The organism is Streptomyces marincola (assembly GCF_020410765.1).
Classification (GTDB): Bacteria; Actinomycetota; Actinomycetes; order Streptomycetales; family Streptomycetaceae; genus Streptomyces; species Streptomyces marincola.
Genome location: NZ_CP084541.1, coordinates 895344 through 912489, shown reverse-complemented (window position 1 = coordinate 912489; position 17146 = coordinate 895344). Strand labels below are relative to the sequence as shown.

The window sequence follows — 17146 nt, the reverse complement described above, 5'->3', positions numbered from 1 at the left end:
GCCCCGGGGCGGGGCCGTTCCGCGGTACGGACTTTTCGGCGAAGAGGGTGGTCATCCGGACGGCCCGCTGTTATGGTCCCACTGGTCCTACCAGTTGGACCGACATTGCGGGACAGAACGTAGTAAGAAAGTCGAGGACGCGGATGTCCACGAGCAGCCAGTCCCTCAGCCGCCGTTCCTTCGGGAAGTTCGCGGCGACCGCGGCGGCCGTCGCGGGCGGGGTCACGCTCGGAGCGTGTTCGGGCGGCGGCGGCACCGCCTCACCGAACGCCCCCCTGCGGATCATGGCCATCAACCACGTGTGGACCCACACGATCAGCAGGCGCATCGAGGAGTTCGAGGACCGCATCGGCCGGCGCGTGTCGCTGTCGATGCTCACCGCGGACCAGCTGTCCAACAGCTACAACGTGAAGCTCAACGCGTCAGCGACCGATGTCGACGTGATGATGGTCAGGGCACTCCAGGAGCAGCTGCTGTTCGCCCACAACGGCTGGCTCGCGGACCTCACGGACCGGGTCGAGGGCGATCGGGACTACCGCTGGGACGACGTCCAGGAGGCGCCGCGCGAACGGTCGTCCACCGGCGGCAAGGTGCTCAGCGTCCCCGTGGTGACCGAGCGCCCCGCGCTGTACTACCGCAGGGACCTCGTGGCCGACCTGGGCGGCCCGCCGCGCACGCTGGACGAACTGATGGACATGTCGCTGGAGCTGGCCGACCGGCGCGGCAACTTCTTCGGCTACGTGGGCCGCGGCCAGCGCAACGGCTCGGTCAGCCAGTGGTCCAGCTTCCTCTACTCCTTCGGCGGCGACTTCACCGTCGACGGGCGGTCGGGCATCGGCACGCCCGAGGCCGTCGCCGCCTACGAGTTCTACGGCAGGCTGCTGGCGCGCACCGGCCCGCCGGGCGCCACCAACATGAGCCTCGAACAGGCCATGCCGATCTTCGCCCAGGGCAAGGCGGCGTTCTACATCGACGCCGACGCGATCTACACCAACTTCCTCGACCCGGGCGTCTCGACGGTGCGGGACACCGTCGGCTTCGCGCCGTTCCCCGCCGGGCCCGCCGGATCGAGGCCGCACAACATCCCGTCGTGGAGCCTGGGGATCAACGAGTTCTCCCTGCTGCGGGACGAGGCGTGGGAGTTCATCCGCTGGGCGTCCAGCCCGGAGATGGTCGCCGCGTTGCAGGCCGAGGGCATCCCCGGCGCCCGCCAGTCGGCGTGGTCCGACGAGGCGACGCTCGGCGCCTTCCCCGCGGAGCTGGCCGAGACCATGCGGGTCAGCACGGAACGCGGCCTGGGCCACGACCGGCCCGACGTGCTCCAGGTCAGCCGCGCCCGCGACATCGTCGGCCGCCCGCTCGTGGCCGGGATCCTCGGCGAGTCGGTGCCGCCCGTCGCGCGGGACGCCGACGCCGAGTTCGCCGACTTCCTCGTCCGCGACAACCGCCACCGGGAGAGCTGATGCCCACCTCGAAAACCGCAGAGGCCGCCGGAGCCCGCGAGGCCGCAAGGACCGCGGGGCACGGGCCGGGCCGCACCGGCGGGCGCGGCGCGCGGGCGTCCCGCGAGCGCGGCCCCCGTACGTTCGAGCAGGCCAACCGGCGTTTGAAGTGGGCGATGCTCGCGCCCGCGCTGGTCTTCGTCGGGTCGATGATCGTCTTCCCGCTCGTCTTCACCCTGAACCTGAGCTTCACCGACGCCTTCGGGGCCGTGAACGCGGACCGCAACTACGTCGGCTTCCAGAACTTCACCGACGCCATCGAGGACTCCCGGCGCTTCTGGCCTGCCGTCCAGCGCACGGTGGTGTTCACGATCGGGGCCGTGCTCGTCGAGACGGTGCTCGGCCTCGCGCTCGCGATGCTCATGCGCAAGGCGTTCCGCGGCATGCGCTGGGTGCGCACCCTGCTGATCATCCCGCTGCTGACCACGCCGGTGGCCATCGGCATCCTGTGGCTGCTCATCCTCGACCCGACCAACGGCATCGCCAACCACCTGCTCGACTCCGTCGGCCTGCCCCCGCAGGAGTTCCTCGGCTCGGTCAGCCAGTCGCTGCCGACGCTGATGTTCATCGACGTCTGGCAGTGGACGCCGATGATGACGCTGCTGCTCCTGGCCGGCCTCTCCACGCTGCCCGAGGAGCCGGAGGAGGCCGCGCGGGTCGACGGCGCGAACGGCTGGCAGCGGTTCCGGCACGTGATCCTGCCGATGCTCATCCCGACCCTCGCCACCGCGCTGGTGCTGCGCGCCGTCGACGCGCTGAAGACGTTCGACATCCTCTACGCCACCAAGGGGCCCGGCGGCGGCTCCGACTTCGAGGTGGAGACGCTGAACGTCTACGCCTACGGGCTCACCTTCGACTACCAGGAGTACGGGCTCGCGTCGGCCGTGCTCGTCCTGTTCACCCTCTTCATCATCGCCGTCGTCGTCCTGCTCAGGCGCCGGGCCGGAAGGAAGTCCGCATGAGTGCCGCGTCCCCGACCCGCACCGCGCCGCAGCGCGTCCGCAGCCGCGGGCGGCGCAAGCTCTCCTGGCTGCGCGGGGTGGCCGTCACCCTGGTCTCGCTGGTGTTCGCGCTGCCGCTGGTGTGGATGTTCGCCGCCGCGTTCAAGACCAACGTGCAGGTCACCGACCCGAGCGTCGGCCTGGTCTTCTCGCCCACCCTGGACAACTTCCGCAACATCGTGGAAGACGGCGAGATCTTCAGGTCCATGCTGAACTCGCTGATCGTCGGCGTCGTCTCGACCGCGCTCTCCGCCGTCATCGCGGTGCCCGCCGCGTGGGCGGTCGGCCGGTTCCTGATGCACCGCACCGGCTCCCTGGTGCTCGTGGCGCGGATCGTGCCGGCGATCTCCCTGCTGGTGCCGTGGTACTACCTGTTCGCGCAGCTCGGGCTCGTGGGCAGCTACACGGTCCTGGTGCTCAGCCACATGTTCGTCTCCGTGCCGCTCATCCTGTGGATCATGATCGGCTTCTTCGAGAGCCTGCCGATCGAGCTGGAGGAGGCCGCGCGCACGGACGGGCTGAGCGCCTTCGGGGCGTTCTGGCGCATCGCCCTGCCGCTGGCGGCGCCAGGCACCGCGACGGCGGCGCTGCTCGCGTTCGTCTCCAGCTGGAACAACTTCATGTTCGCGCTGATCTTCGCCGACGAGGACACGCAGACCGTTCCCGTGACGCTGTTCAACTTCATCTCCTACGCCAGTACCGACTGGGGCGGCCTGATGGCCGCCGCCAGCCTCATCACCGTGCCCGTCGTCATCGCCGCCCTCATCGGGCAGAAGTACCTCGTGGCCGGCCTCACGGCCGGGGCGACCAAGGGCTGACCCGCCCGAGCCCCGTCCGCAGCACGCCCGTTCGCACCACCGAAGCGGAGAAACCACCCCCATGAAGATCGTCGACGCGCAGGTCGTCGTCACCAGTCCCGGCCGCAACTTCGTCACCCTGGAGATCACGACCGACGAGGGCGTCACCGGACTTGGGGACGCCACGCTCAACGGGCGTGAACTCGCCGTCGTCAGCTACCTGAACGACCACGTCGTGCCGCTGCTGCTCGGCACCGACCCGCACCGCATCGAGGACACCTGGCAGTACCTGTACCGGGGCGCGTACTGGCGGCGCGGCCCGGTGACCATGGCGGCCATAGCGGCCGTGGACGTCGCGCTGTGGGACATCAAGGCCAAGGTCGCGGGGCTGCCGCTGTACCAGCTGCTCGGCGGCGCGAGCCGGGACCGGGTGCGCACCTACGGGCACGCGCACGGCCGGGACATACCCGAGCTGTTCGACTCCATCCGGGCCAGGCTGGCGGAGGGCTACCCCGCGATCCGGGTGCAGACGGGCGTGCCCGGGCTGGCGAAGGTGTACGGCGTGCGCACCGAGGCGGAACGCGCGGAGGAGAGCGCCGCCGGGGGCGGGCGCGTGGCCCGCCCGGTGGTGGAGGACTGGGACACCGACGCCTATCTGCGGCACATGCCGGGGGTGTTCGAGGCGGTCCGCAACGAGTTCGGCCCCGACCTGCCGCTGCTGCACGACGCGCACCACCGGCTGACGCCCGTTCAGGCGGCGCGCCTTGGCAAGGACTTGGAGCCGTACCAGCTGTTCTGGCTGGAGGACTGCACGCCGGCAGAGAACCAGGAGGGGCTGCGGCTGGTCCGCGAGCACACCACCACGCCGCTGGCGATCGGGGAGGTGTTCAACACGGTGTACGACTACCGCACGCTGGTGAACGAGCAGCTCATCGACTACGTGCGCTCGGCGGTGACGCACTTCGGCGGCGTCTCGCCGCTGAGGAAGCTGTTCGACTACGCGGCGCAGGCCCAGATCAAGACGGCCGTGCACGGGCCCGAGGACATCTCGCCGGTCGGCATGGCCGCCGCGATCCATCTCGACCTCGCGGTGCACAACTTCGGCATCCAGGAGTACTCGGGGCACACCGCGCTGACCGACGAGGTCTTCCGGCACGCGTACACGTTCACCGATGGCCACCTGCACCCGGGGGAGGCGCCGGGGATCGGCGTCGAGCTCGACCACGAGCTCGCCGCGGCCCACCCCTACGAGCCGGCCTACCTGCCCGTGAACCGGCTGCGGGACGGCACCGTGCACGACTGGTGACGTCCGCGCCCCGACCGGGCGGCCGCCACGCGGCCGAGCCCGGGCGCGGCGGCTGACGGCCACGGCCCGCGGGCCCCGCCTCGGCGGGGCCCGCCGCGCGTTCTCAGGCCGCGGCGGCGGCGATCGCCTCGTTGATCAGGTCCTCCTCTGAGGTGCCGCGGCGCCAGTAGCCCGTGAACGTGATGCGGCGGCGGTCGACGCCGCGGTCGCCGACGAGGTGGCGGCGCAGGTCGCGCACGGTGGCCGCCTCGCCCGCGAGCCAGGCGTAGGGCGCTCCCGCGGGCAGCCGCGCCTCGCGGACGGCGTCGAGCACGGACGGGGCGGAGCCGGGGCGCGGGGCGTCGCGGAACAGCCAGGTGACGTCCGCGTCCGCCCGCGTCGGGAGCGGCCTGCGGTCGTCGGGGTGGTCGACCTCGATCCAGACCTTGGCGCGGGTGCCGGCCGGCAGCCAGGCGAGGATGCCCTCGACGGCCGGCAGCGCGGTGGCGTCCGCGGTCACCAGGACCCAGTCGGCGTCCGCGGGCGGGCGGAAGTCGACGCCGCCGCTGTCCTCCGCGACGGGCCCGAGCACGGTCAGCGGGTCGCCGGCCGCGGCCCGCGCGGCCCACCTGGAGGCGACGCCGATGTCTCCGTGCAGGGCGAAGTCGACGTCCAGCTCGCGCTGTTCGCGCCGGTACTCGCGCACGGTGTAGGTCCGCATCGTGGCGCGCTCGTCGGGGTGCATCCGCTGCCACGCGGGCCACCAGGCCGCGCCCATGCCGCGGGGGACCGCGGCGAGACGCTGCCCTGGGTGCGGCAGGAACAGCTTGATCCGCTGGTCCCGGCCGCCGCTGGCGAAGCCGGCCAGGGCCTCGCCGCCGACGGTGACCCGGATGAAGCCGGGCCCGATGCGCTCGGCGCGCAGCACGTGGGTGTCGAAGAAGTCGAAGGTCATGGTCGTCCTCCCGGATGTCGGTCTCGGGCGTCAGCCGGGCTGGCCGGCGGCGTGCGGGGCGTCGGCGGAATGAGGGGAGTGCGGCGCCCGGCCTCGGCGGGCCGCGCGGCGCGTGCCCTGCGGGACGCGGCCCGCGGGGAGGCTGCCCGCCGGGACGGGCGTGCGGGATCGGGGCATACGGCTTGCCTTGACCTCTCGTTCGACGTAGGCGAGGTTAGGCTAACCTAACTGCTTTGGGGTGATCGATTCCAGGGTCGGGAAGAAGCGCGCGGGCGTGTGCGACGGCCCCGCGCGCCGCGTCGCGCGCCGGAGTTCGCCGCGGCGGGTGCGGCGGCGCGGCATCGTTCCCGCGGCGGCGCGGCGCGGCGCGCCCGCGGCGGATGGCGCCCGACGCTCCGGCCCGCCGCGCGAAGAGCGGCGCGCAACGGCCCAGCGGGTAGCGTCGGAAGCATGGACCCGACCCAGGACGCAGCGTCATCTCCCGCGGCGCAGGGGCCCGCTGAGGGCCGCGCCGCACCGCCTCACGAAAGCCCGCCCCGCGAGCCAGCGGAGCGGACCGGCGCGGAACCCGCGGCCGGGGAGCAGGACGACGGGCCGCGCCCGCTCGGCATCGCCGTCGAGCCCACGGGCGACGCCGCGGTGGACGCCCGGCTCGCGCGCCTCGCGGATGCCGACGGACTCGCCGTCGCCGGCCACATCGAGGTGTACGAGGATGTTCACCGCGGCCTGCGCGACACGCTGGCCGCCCTCGACCGGCCACCCGTGACCCCCAGGAGCTGAACTCCCCTTGGCAGCAGCGACTCAGCGACGCCTCAGCCGGCTCGACGCGGAGCTGGTGCGACGCCGGCTGGCCCGTTCCCGCGACCACGCCAGGACCCTGATCGACGCGGGCCGGGTCACCGTGGACGGCGTCCCCGCGGCCAAGGCCGCGACCCAGGTGGCCACCAGCGCGGCCGTCGTCGTCCGCGAGGACGAGGACGATCCCGGCTACGTCTCCCGCGGCGGGCACAAGCTCGCCGGCGCCCTCGACGCGTTCACCCCGCGCGGGCTGCGCGTGACCGGCCGGCGCGCCCTGGACGCCGGCGCCTCGACCGGCGGGTTCACCGACGTGCTGCTGCGGTCCGGTGCCGCCTCGGTGGTGGCCGTCGACGTCGGCTACGGCCAGCTCGCGTGGTCGTTGCGCGCCGACGAGCGCGTCACCGTCAAGGACCGCACCAACGTGCGCGACCTGACCCTGGAGGGCATCGGCGGCGAGCCCGTCGAACTCGTCGTCGGGGACCTGTCGTTCATCCCGCTCGGCCTCGTGCTGCCGGCCCTCGTCCGGTGCGCCGCGCCGGACGCCGACCTCGTCCTCATGGTCAAGCCGCAGTTCGAGGTCGGCCGCGAACGCCTCGGCAGCGGCGGCGTCGTGCGCAGCCCGCGGCTGCGCGCCGACGCCGTGCGGGGCGTGGCGGAGCGAGCCGCCGGGCACGGCCTCGGCGTCTCGGGCGTCACGGCCAGCCCGCTGCCGGGTCCATCGGGCAATGTTGAATACTTTCTCTGGCTGCGCGCCGGGGCACCCGCACTCGACCCGGCCGACCTCGACCGCGCCGTGACGGAGGGCCCCCAGTGACCACCAGCGACGACGCACGCACCGTCTTCCTGCTCGCGCACACCGGCCGTCCCGCCGCCGTCCGCAGCGCGGAACTCGTCGTCCGCGGGCTCCTCGCCCACGGCATCGGCGTCCGCGTGCTCGCCGAGGAGGCGGCCGACCTGCCGCTGCCCGCCGAGGTCGAGCGGGTCGAGAAGGAGACGCCGTGCGGCGGCGTCATGGACGGCTGCGAACTGCTCGTCGTCCTCGGCGGGGACGGCACCCTGCTGCGCGGCGCGGAGTTCTCGCGCGCCTCCGGGGTCCCGATGCTCGGCGTCAACCTGGGCCGCATCGGCTTCCTCGCCGAGGCGGAACGCGACGACCTCGACCAGGTGGTCGACCGCGTCGTCGCCCGGGACTACGAGGTCGAGGAGCGCATGACGCTGGACGTCGTGGTCCGGGACAACGGCGACACCGTGCACACCGACTGGGCGCTGAACGAAGCCTCCGTCGAGAAAGCAGCACGGGAACGTGTGCTCGAAGTGGTCATCGAGGTGGACGGCCGTCCCGTGTCCGGGTTCGGTGGCGACGGCGTCGTCTGCGCCACCCCCACCGGCTCCACCGCCTACGCCTTCTCGGCCGGCGGCCCCGTCGTGTGGCCGGAGGTCGAGGCCCTGCTCATGGTGCCCATCAGCGCCCACGCCCTGTTCGCCAAGCCGCTGGTCACCGCGCCCGACTCCGTGCTCGCCGTGGAACTGCGGCACCACACGCAGCCGGGCGTGCTGTGGTGCGACGGCCGCCGCAGCACCGCGCTGCTGCCCGGCTCGCGCGTGGAGGTGCGGCGCGGCGGCGCTCCCGTGCGGCTGGCCCGCCTCCACCACGCCCCGTTCACCGACCGTCTGGTCGCCAAGTTCGCGCTGCCCGTGGCCGGCTGGCGCGGCGCGGGCCACTGAGCCGGGGCCCGTCACACGGACCGTCGTCGCAGCGGCCCGGATAACCTCGTATGGTCGTATCCGTGTTGGAGGAGATGCGGATCAAGGACCTGGGCGTGATCGACGACGCTGTCGTCGAGCTGTCCTCGGGTTTCACCGCGGTGACGGGTGAGACCGGCGCGGGCAAGACCATGGTCGTCACCAGTCTGGGCCTGCTGCTCGGGGGGCGCGCGGACGCCGGGTACGTACGGGCCGGCGCCGCGTCCGCGCTCGTGGAGGGCCGCATCGCCGTGCCGCCCGACTCGGCGGCGGCGCGCCGGGCGCGCGAGGCCGGCGCGGAGCTGGACGAAGGGGCGCTGCTGGTCAGCCGCACCATCTCCGCCGAGGGGCGCTCCCGGGCCCACGTCGGCGGGCGCTCGGTGCCCGCCGGGCTCCTCGGCGAACTCGGCGAGGACCTGGTGGCCGTGCACGGCCAGACCGACCAGCAGGGCCTGCTGCGCCCCGCCAGGCAGCGCGGGGCCCTCGACCGCTACGCGGGCGAGGCCGTGTCGAAGCCGCTGGCCGCCTACCAGGAGACCTACCGGCGGCTGCGCGCCGTCGCCGCGGAGCTCGCCGAGCTGACCGACCGCGCCCGTGAACGCGCGCAGGAGGCCGACCTGCTGCGCTTCGGCCTCGACGAGATCGCCGCCGCCGAGCCGCGCGCGGGGGAGGACGAGGAACTGGCCGCGGAGGCCGCGCGCCTGGGCCACGCGGAGGCGCTGGCCGCCGCCGCCGCCCTCGCCCACGGCGCGCTGGCCGGCGACCCGGCCGACCCCGAGGGCGTGGACGCCGTCACCCTGGCGGGCGGCGCGCACCGCGCGCTCCAGGGCGTGCGCGACCACGACGCCGCACTGGCCCAGCTCGCCGACCGGCTCGGGGAGGTCGCGATCCTGCTCGCGGACATCTCGGGCGACCTCGCCGGCTACGCCGACGGCCTCGACGCCGATCCGCTGCGCCTGGCGGCCGTCGAGGAGCGCCGCGCCGTCCTCAACCACCTCGTCCGCAAGTACGGGGACCGGGACGCCGGCGGCGACGGCTGCGCGGCCGTGCTCGCCTGGGCGGAACGCGGCGCCGCCCGGCTCGCGGAACTTGAGGGGGACGACGACCGCATCGGGGAACTCACCGCGGAGCACGACGACCTGCGCGCCCGGCTGGCCGCGCACGCGGCCGTCCTCACCGGGGCCAGGCGCGAGGCGGCCGGGCGTTTCGCCGAGGCCGTCACGGCGGAACTGGCCCAGCTCGCCATGCCGCACGCGCGCGTGACGTTCGACGTGCGGCAGACCGACGCCGCGGACGGCGACGAGGACACCATCGAACTCGACGGCCGGCCCGTCACCTACGGACCGCACGGCGCCGACGAGGTGGAACTGCTGCTCGCCCCGCACCCGGGCGCCCCCGCGCGGCCCATCGCCAAGGGCGCGTCCGGCGGCGAGCTCTCCCGGGTGATGCTCGCGGTCGAGGTGGTGTTCGCCGACGCGGCCCCCGTGCCCACCTACCTGTTCGACGAGGTCGACGCCGGGGTCGGCGGCAAGGCGGCCGTCGAGGTGGGCAGGCGGCTCGCCAGGCTCGCCGACTCCGCCCAGGTCGTCGTCGTCACGCATCTGCCGCAGGTCGCCGCGTTCGCCGACCGGCACCTCGTGGTCGAGAAGACCAGCGACGGCTCCGTCACGCACAGCGGGGTGCGCACCGTGCACGGCGAGGGGCGCGTTCGGGAGCTGTCCCGCATGCTCGCCGGGCAGGAGGACTCCCGGCTCGCCCGCGCCCACGCGGAGGAACTGCTCGCCACGGCCGCCGCGCTCGGCCGCCGGGCGGGAGCGGCGGAACGGCCCGCGTAGCCCTTCACTCACCCGTTCGAGTGGTGGGCGCTACCGTGACCGGGAAGCGGCTGGCATTCTGGAGCGCGTTCCACTCCCGGGAACGGGAGGGCCGCCGAGCGCACCGCGAACCGGTTCGCCGGCGGCGCGACCACCGCCCACCACGGCGGGCGACTCCGGGAGAGGATGGCGTGAGCAGCTGGACGGCACCTGCGCACGGCCGCGCCCCGCTGCACGTCGTGCAGCTTCTCGGGGGCGGCGGCGCCGGCACGGGCCCGCACGTCAGGTCCCTGTCCGAGGGCCTGGTCGCCCGGGGCGTGCGGGTCACCGTCGGCGCGGCGCCCCCGGCGGAGCGCAGGTACCGGTTCACCACGGCGGGCGCGCGGTTCGTGCCCGTCACCGCCAGGACCACGTTCGCGGCCCTCGGCACCGTGGCCGAACTGTGCGCGGACGCCGACCTCGTGCACGCCCACGGCATGCGCGCCGGGCTCCTCGCGGCGCTCGCGCTGCGCCGCCGCCGCACCCCCCTGGTCGTGACCTGGCACGCCAGGTCGACCGCGCCGGGGCCGCGCGCGCACGCGCGGCGCCTGATCGAGCACGGCGTGGCCAGGGCCGCGTCCGTGGTGCTCGCCACCACCTCCGACCTCGTCGACCGGGCCCGCGGCCGAGGGGCGCGCGACGCGCGGCTCGCGCCCGTCGCGCTGCCGCCGTGCCGCGTGCCCGAGGACGGCGCGGGTGGCCGCAAGCTCAGGGCGGAACTCGGCGCGGTCGGGCGGCCCCTGCTGGTCGCCGAGGCGGGGCTCGACCGCTCGCAGACCCCGGGGCTGCTGCTCGCCGCCGCCCAGGGCTGGCGGCGCAGGACTCCCCAGCCGCTGCTCGCGCTCGCCGGAGACGGTCCCGAACGCTCCGCGCTCCAGCGGCGGATCGACCGCGAGGGCCTGCCGGTCCGGCTCGTCGGCCGCGGCACGGGAACGGGCGCGCTGCTCGCCGACGCGGACGTGGCGCTCCTCGTCGCCCGCTGGGCCGGGCGCGCCCCGCTCGCCGAGGAGGCGCTGCGGCGCGGGGTGCCGCTGGTGGCCACCGCGGTCGGCGGCGTGCCTGAAGTGGTCGGCGGGGCCGCCGTTCTCGTGCCCTACGGCGACCCGCGGGCCCTGGGCGCGGCCGTCGACGCGCTGCTCGCCGATCCCGACCGGCGGGCCGCGCTCGCCGTGGCGGGGCGCGCCAGGGCCGCCACCTGGCCGACGGAGGACACCACGGTCGCCCAGGTGCTCAGCGTCTACGACGAGTTGACGGCCTCGACGGCGAGCTGACGGCGCGGGTCCGCCGCGGCGCGCGGCCCGTCAGGCCGAGCCGCGCACGATTAGGCGGGCCGGGGTGACCACGGGCGCGGGCGGCACCTGGCCGTCCGGCCCGTCGACGCGGCCGAGCCGCCGCAGCAGCAGGCCGGCCATCAGCTCGCCCATGCGTTCCACGTCCTGCCGCACGGTGGTCAGCGACGGCTGCGACCAGGCCGCGGCCGGCTCCAGGTCGTCGTAGCCGACGACCGCCACGTCCTCGGGCACGCGCAGCCCGCGTTCGCGCAGCGTGCGCAGCGCGCCCGTGGCCATCAGGTCGTTGCCGGCGAACACGGCGTCCGGCCGGGCCGCGGCGGCGGGGGAGCGGTCGAGCAGCCACGCCATGGCGCGCGCGCCGCCCTCCACGGTGAAGTCGCCGCGCGCGTGCAGGTCGGGCTCGGGCGCCCGGCGGCCCAGCGCGTCGAGATAGCCGTCGAGCCGGTCGGACGCCGAGGTCTGGTCGAGGGGCCCCGTGATCACCGCTATCCGCCGCCGGCCGCGGGCGCGCAGGTGCCGCACGGCCTGGCGGGCGCCGTCCCGGTTGTCGGTGTCGACGTACAGCAGGTCGGCCTGCCGCTCCGCGCCCGCCCAGCCGGGCCGGCCGCCGAACACCGTCGGCAGGCCGGAGGCCGCCGCGATGCCGGGCAGCGGGTCGTCGTTGTGCAGCGAGAACATCAGCGTGCCGTCCACGTGGCCGCCGGCGAGGTAGCGGCCGATCCGTTCGTAGTCGGCGCGCTGTTCGAGCAGCATCAGCAGCAACTGGGTGTCGTGGGCGGACAGGGTGCGGCTGATGCCGCGCAACTGGCGGGCGAAGAACGGGTCGGCGAACACCCGCGTCTCCGGCTCGGCGATCACCACGGCCACGGCGCCCGTGCGGCGGGTGACCAGGTTCCGCGCCGCCGCGTTCGGCACGTAGCCGAGCGCGGCCACCGACGCCTTCACCCGTTCCCGCAGCTCGGGCCTGACGCCCGCGGTGCCGTTCACCACGCGTGAGACGGTCGCCCGCGACACGCCCGCGTGGGCGGCCACGGCCTCCAGGGTGGGATGGTCGCCTCGCACGTCCTGGTCCCTTTCCGTCGGGGGGCCTCGACGCTACCGGCATGCGGGGCCGTGCGCACCGACGCGGCCCCGAGAGCGCTCCCACCGGCCGCGCGCCGGCGACCGTCGACGGGACCACCGACCCGAACGGGCCCCGCGCGGAAGTCCCGGCGGCGAGGGCGGCCGGGCACCCGCGCCGGAGCGTAGGCGCCGGGCTCCCGCCGCAACCGGTCGCCGCCGGCCCTCTGCCGCGGGAACGGCCCGCGTGCCAGAATCCCCCTCGCGCCGACGCGGCGAGCCGGAGGGGCGGGCCGGGGGCGTGCGGTGAAGGGGGGGCGGATCGTGGATCTTGTCGAGGAGCACCGGTCGGTCGAGGAACTGGTGCGGCTGTTCGTCCGGCAGGCGAAGGACTGGGCGGAGGCGAACGCCGAGCGGATCGGCATCGCGTACGAGAGCGCGGGCGGCTGGGAGCTGTGGCTGGAGGTGGAGCTGTACGTCTGGCTCCGGCAGCGGGTGCCGTCGCTCGCCGTCAGCCGCCAGTCCCACGGCTACGCGGAAGGCGCCCAGCGCGCGGACCTGCTGCTCGGCGACCGGGTCGTCGTCGAGCTGAAGGCCGAGACGAGGGAGGAGACGGCCAGGGCGTTCGCCGACCGGGTGGAGAAGGACCGCGCCAAGGTGGACCGCGTCGACGAGAAGCAGCTCGACATCGACTGGTCGTACGAGGAGGGGGACGCGGCCTCCGAGGAATCGGACGCGTCCGACGGGAGCGGCGGGGGCGCGACCCCGGCGGTGATCGTCGCGTTCGCCGTCTCCACGGCCGGTACGCGGGCCGTCTCGGGTCTCGGGGACTTCGTCACCATGCCCGCGGGCACGCTGACCATCCTGTGGGAGCTCACGGGCTGACCCCCCTCCCGCGGCCGGGCGGGGAGGCGGGGCCGCCGGCGGCGTTCTCCCGGGGAACGGGGAACGGACGCCGCCGGCGGCACGCGGCCCCGCGCGTCAGCCGTAGGCGCCCGAGGCCGTCAGCCGCAGCGCGGTGTCGATCAGCGGCACGTGGCTGAACGCCTGCGGGAAGTTCCCCACCTGCCGCATGCGGCGGGGGTCCCACTCCTCGGCGAGCAGGCCGAGGTCGTTGCGCAGTCCGAGCAGCTTCTCGAACAGCTTGCGCGCCTCGTCGACCCTGCCGATCATCGCCAGGTCGTCCGCCAGCCAGAAGGAGCAGGCGAGGAACGCGCCCTCGTCGCCCTCAAGGCCGTCAACCCCGGCCTCCTCGCCCGCGGTCGGGTAGCGCAGGATGAAGCCGTCCAGCGTGGACAGCTCGCGCTGGATCGCCTCGATCGTGCCGATCACCCGCTTGTCGTCCGGCGGCAGGAAGCCCATCTGCGGAATGAGCAGCAGCGAGGCGTCCAGCTCCTTGGAGCCGTAGGACTGCGTGAAGGTGTTCCGCTCCTTGTCGTAGCCGTGCTCGCACACCGCCCGGTGGATCTCGTCGCGCAGCGCGCGCCACCGCTCCAGCGGGCCGTCCACCTCGCCCGACTCGATCAGCTTGACCGTGCGGTCGACGGCGACCCAGGCCATCACCTTCGAATGCACGAAGTGGCGGCGCGGGCCGCGCACCTCCCAGATGCCCTCGTCCGGCTCGTCCCAGTGGTCCTCCAGGTAGCGGATCAGCTTGAGCTGGAGGAGGTTCGCGTGGTCGTTGCGGGCCAGGCCGGTCATGTGCGCCAGGTGCAGCGCCTCGGTCACCTCGCCGTACACGTCCAGCTGGAGCTGCCCGGCGGCGCCGTTCCCGACCCGGACCGGCTGGGAGTTCTCGTAGCCGGGCAGCCAGCTCAGCTCCGCCTCGGCCAGTTCCCGTTCACCGGCGATGCCGTACATGATCTGGAGGTTCTGCGGGTCGCCCGCGACGGCGCGCAGCAGCCACTCCCGCCACGCGCGCGCCTCGTCGTGGTAGCCGGTGCGCAGCAGCGACGACAGGGTGATCGCGGCGTCGCGCAGCCAGGTGAACCGGTAGTCCCAGTTGCGCGAGCCGCCGATCTCCTCGGGCAGCGAGGTGGTCGGCGCCGCGACGATGCCGCCGGTCGGCGCGTAGGTCAGGGCCTTCAGCGTGATCAGGGAACGGACGACCGCCTCGCGGTACGGGCCGTGGTAGGTGCACTGGGCCACCCACTCCCGCCAGAACTCCTCGGTCGCCGTGAGCGCGCCCTCGGGGTCGGCCACCGGCGGCGGGTTCTTGTGCGAGGGCTGCCAGCTGATCGTGAACGTCACCCGGTCGCCCGGCGCGACGGTGAAATCCGCGTAGGTGGTGAGGTCCTTGCCGTAGGTGTCGACCGAGGTGTCGAGCCACACCGAGTCGGGGCCCGCCACGGCCACCGTGCGGTCCTCGACCTTGTGCACCCACGGCACCACCCAGCCGTAGGAGAAGCGCATCCGCAGCGCCGAGCGCATCGGGACCCGGCCGCTGACCCCCTCGACGATGCGGACCAGCTGCGGGGCGTCCCCGCCGCGCGGCGGCATGAAATCCGTCACACGCACCGTGCCGCGCGGCGTGTCCCACTCGGATTCGAGGATCAGGGAATCGCCCACGTAGCGCCGCCGCGCGGCGCGCGGCGGCGGCATGTCCTTGCCATGCGCCGGGCCGAGCCGCCAGAAGCCGTGCTCGTCGGTGCCGAGCAATCCGGCGAACACGGCGTGTGAATCGAAGCGGGGAAGGCACATCCAGTCGGCCGACCCGTCCCGCCCGATGAGGGCGGCGGTCTGCATGTCCCCGACGAGTGCGTAATCCTCGATGCGCCCGGCCACTTGCCACTCCAGTCGAACAGTGTTCCGCCCCGTGGGACGTGCGGTTCTCTTCGCCCATTCGGGCGTCCGAGCAGAATACGACGGCTCCCGCCCGTCTGTTTGACATACGCCACAGTTGAGCTCGGCGCCCCGGGTGAGCTTGTTCACGTTGCGCCCGGTACGTCGCCTTACTTCGATGGAAACACTTCGGCGTCACTCCGGCTCCCCGGCCACTGTTACCCTGGTAGCCCGTGGACCGGAGGGCTGTGAACCCCCGAACCCAGAGCGACGTTCCCCCGGAGTATCCGCGTGCCGGAGCGTCACGCATCCGACCTCGCGACCACGGGAGCCTCACTTGGCCATGCCGCCCAGTACCTCGACGACCAAGCACATCTTCGTCACCGGCGGGGTCGCGTCCTCGCTCGGCAAGGGGCTCACCGCCTCCAGTCTCGGCGCCCTGCTCAAGGCGCGCGGACTACGGGTCACGATGCAGAAGCTCGACCCGTACCTGAACGTCGACCCCGGCACGATGAACCCGTTCCAGCACGGCGAGGTGTTCGTCACCAACGACGGCGCCGAGACCGACCTGGACATCGGCCACTACGAGCGCTTCCTCGATGTCGACCTCGACGGCAGCGCCAACGTCACCACGGGCCAGATCTACTCCACCGTCATCGCCAAGGAGCGGCGCGGGGAGTACCTGGGCGACACGGTGCAGGTCATCCCGCACATCACCAACGAGATCAAGCACCGCATCCGCCGCATGGCCACCGACGACGTCGACGTCGTGATCACGGAGGTCGGCGGCACCGTCGGCGACATCGAGTCGCTGCCCTTCCTCGAAGCCGTGCGGCAGGTGCGGCACGAGGTGGGCCGGGACAACGTCTTCGTGGTGCACATCTCGCTGCTCCCCTACATCGGCCCTTCCGGCGAGCTGAAGACCAAGCCCACCCAGCACTCCGTGGCCGCGCTGCGCAACATCGGCATCCAGCCCGACGCCATCGTGCTGCGCGCCGACCGGGAGGTGCCCACCGCCATCAAGCGGAAGATCTCGCTGATGTGCGACGTCGAGGAGGCCGCCGTGGTGGCCGCCATCGACGCCAAGTCGATCTACGACATCCCGAAGGTCCTGCACGACGAGGGGCTGGACGCCTACGTCGTCCGCCGCCTCGACCTGCCCTTCCGCGACGTCAGCTGGACCGAGTGGAACGACCTGCTGCGCCGCGTGCACCACCCGGAGCACGAGGTGACCGTCGCGCTGGTCGGCAAGTACATCGACCTGCCGGACGCCTACCTGTCGGTGACGGAGGCGCTGCGCGCCGGCGGGTTCGCGAACAACGCCAGGGTCCGTATCAAGTGGGTCACCTCCGACGACTGCCGGACCCCCGGCGGCGCGGCGCGGCAGCTCGCGGGCTGCGACGCGATCTGCGTCCCCGGCGGCTTCGGGGACCGCGGGGTCGAGGGGAAGATCGCGGCCATCACCTACGCGCGGGAGCAGGGCGTTCCGCTGCTCGGGCTCTGCCTCGGCCTCCAGTGCGTGGTGATCGAGGCGGCGCGCAACCTCGCGGGCATCGAGGGCGCCAACTCGACCGAGTTCGACCAGGCGGTGGCCCACCCGGTGATCTCGACCATGGAGGAGCAGCTGAACGTCGTCGCCGGAGAGGGCGACATGGGCGGCACCATGCGGCTCGGCATGTACCCGGCGAAGCTCGCCGAGGGCTCCATCGTGCGCGAGGTGTACGGCGGCGAGCCGTACGTGGAGGAGCGCCACCGCCACCGCTACGAGGTCAACAACGCCTACCGCGCCGAGCTGGAGAAGGCGGGCCTCCAGTTCTCCGGCACCTCGCCCGACAACAAGCTCGTGGAGTACGTGGAGTACCCGCGCGAGGTGCACCCCTACCTCGTGGCGACGCAGGCGCACCCCGAGCTGCGGTCGCGGCCCACGCGCCCGCACCCGCTGTTCGCCGGCCTGATCAGGGCGGCCGTCCAGGCCAGGCCGGGGAAGGGCGCAGGCGCCGCCGCGGTCGCCGCGCCGGACGACGCGCCGGGCCGCGGCGCCGACTGAGCACCGCGGGGTGGCCCCGGCGCGGCGGGCCGG

14 protein-coding genes are annotated in these 17146 nt (G+C 74.0%); 11 read left to right on the top strand and 3 right to left on the bottom strand.

Features of this window, described 5'->3' with window-relative positions:
- Positions 1 to 143 precede the first annotated feature (143 nt).
- The 4 genes from LC193_RS03860 (at position 144) to manD (ending at position 4606) form a co-directional block, all read left to right on the top strand.
- On the top strand, positions 144 to 1463 hold the full coding sequence (locus LC193_RS03860) for an ABC transporter substrate-binding protein (RefSeq protein WP_226071587.1): 1320 nt from the start codon (positions 144 to 146) through the stop codon (positions 1461 to 1463).
- Positions 1463 to 2464 carry a carbohydrate ABC transporter permease gene (locus LC193_RS03855; protein WP_226071586.1) on the top strand — a complete coding sequence of 334 codons (1002 nt, stop codon included), beginning with the start codon at positions 1463 to 1465 and terminating at the stop codon, positions 2462 to 2464. The genes LC193_RS03860 and LC193_RS03855 overlap by 1 nt, the downstream gene beginning before the upstream one ends.
- Positions 2461 to 3321, top strand: a complete 861-nt coding sequence (locus tag LC193_RS03850; RefSeq protein WP_226071584.1) for a carbohydrate ABC transporter permease — start codon at positions 2461 to 2463, stop codon at positions 3319 to 3321. Before LC193_RS03855 ends, LC193_RS03850 begins: the two co-directional genes overlap by 4 nt.
- A gap of 61 nt (positions 3322 to 3382) precedes the next feature.
- Positions 3383 to 4606, top strand: a complete 1224-nt coding sequence (gene manD, locus LC193_RS03845; RefSeq protein WP_226071583.1) for a D-mannonate dehydratase ManD — start codon at positions 3383 to 3385, stop codon at positions 4604 to 4606.
- A 103-nt stretch (positions 4607 to 4709) separates the two neighbouring features.
- Here the strand turns inward: manD and LC193_RS03840 are convergent, their stop codons facing one another.
- Positions 4710 to 5540 carry a siderophore-interacting protein gene (locus tag LC193_RS03840; RefSeq protein WP_226071582.1) on the bottom strand — a complete coding sequence of 277 codons (831 nt, stop codon included), beginning with the start codon at positions 5538 to 5540 and terminating at the stop codon, positions 4710 to 4712.
- Between the two features lie 450 nt (positions 5541 to 5990).
- On the opposite strand from LC193_RS03840, the gene LC193_RS03835 reads away from it, so the two are divergent.
- The 5 genes from LC193_RS03835 (at position 5991) to LC193_RS03815 (ending at position 11205) form a co-directional block, all read left to right on the top strand.
- Positions 5991 to 6320, top strand: coding sequence for a hypothetical protein (locus tag LC193_RS03835; protein ID WP_226071581.1), 330 nt, complete (start codon positions 5991 to 5993; stop codon positions 6318 to 6320).
- A gap of 7 nt (positions 6321 to 6327) precedes the next feature.
- Positions 6328 to 7152, top strand: coding sequence for a TlyA family RNA methyltransferase (locus LC193_RS03830; RefSeq protein ID WP_226071579.1), 825 nt, complete (start codon positions 6328 to 6330; stop codon positions 7150 to 7152).
- Complete coding sequence (locus LC193_RS03825) at positions 7149 to 8063, top strand: NAD kinase (RefSeq protein WP_226071578.1); 915 nt, start codon at positions 7149 to 7151, stop codon at positions 8061 to 8063. The genes LC193_RS03830 and LC193_RS03825 overlap by 4 nt, the downstream gene beginning before the upstream one ends.
- A 50-nt stretch (positions 8064 to 8113) precedes the next feature.
- Entirely contained in the window at positions 8114 to 9916 is a 1803-nt protein-coding gene (gene recN / locus LC193_RS03820) for a DNA repair protein RecN (protein WP_226071577.1), read from the top strand.
- A 170-nt stretch (positions 9917 to 10086) separates the two neighbouring features.
- Positions 10087 to 11205 (top strand): glycosyltransferase family 4 protein, encoded by a 1119-nt coding sequence (locus LC193_RS03815; protein WP_226071576.1) that lies wholly within the window; start codon positions 10087 to 10089, stop codon positions 11203 to 11205.
- Positions 11206 to 11235: 30 nt separating this feature from the next.
- Here LC193_RS03815 and LC193_RS03810 read toward each other — a convergent pair whose 3' ends face one another.
- Positions 11236 to 12288 (bottom strand): LacI family DNA-binding transcriptional regulator, encoded by a 1053-nt coding sequence (locus tag LC193_RS03810; protein WP_226071575.1) that lies wholly within the window; start codon positions 12286 to 12288, stop codon positions 11236 to 11238.
- Between the two features lie 321 nt (positions 12289 to 12609).
- Between LC193_RS03810 and LC193_RS03805 the strand changes: the two genes are divergently transcribed.
- Positions 12610 to 13170, top strand: a complete 561-nt coding sequence (locus tag LC193_RS03805; protein WP_226071573.1) for a hypothetical protein — start codon at positions 12610 to 12612, stop codon at positions 13168 to 13170.
- A gap of 96 nt (positions 13171 to 13266) precedes the next feature.
- On the opposite strand, the gene LC193_RS03800 is transcribed toward LC193_RS03805, so the two are convergent.
- Complete coding sequence (locus LC193_RS03800; RefSeq protein ID WP_226071571.1) at positions 13267 to 15069, bottom strand: glycoside hydrolase family 15 protein; 1803 nt, start codon at positions 15067 to 15069, stop codon at positions 13267 to 13269.
- Positions 15070 to 15409: 340 nt separating this feature from the next.
- Here LC193_RS03800 and LC193_RS03795 point away from each other — a divergent pair, with 340 nt between their 5' ends.
- Positions 15410 to 17113, top strand: coding sequence for a CTP synthase (locus tag LC193_RS03795; protein ID WP_226071570.1), 1704 nt, complete (start codon positions 15410 to 15412; stop codon positions 17111 to 17113).
- Positions 17114 to 17146: the final 33 nt, after the last annotated feature.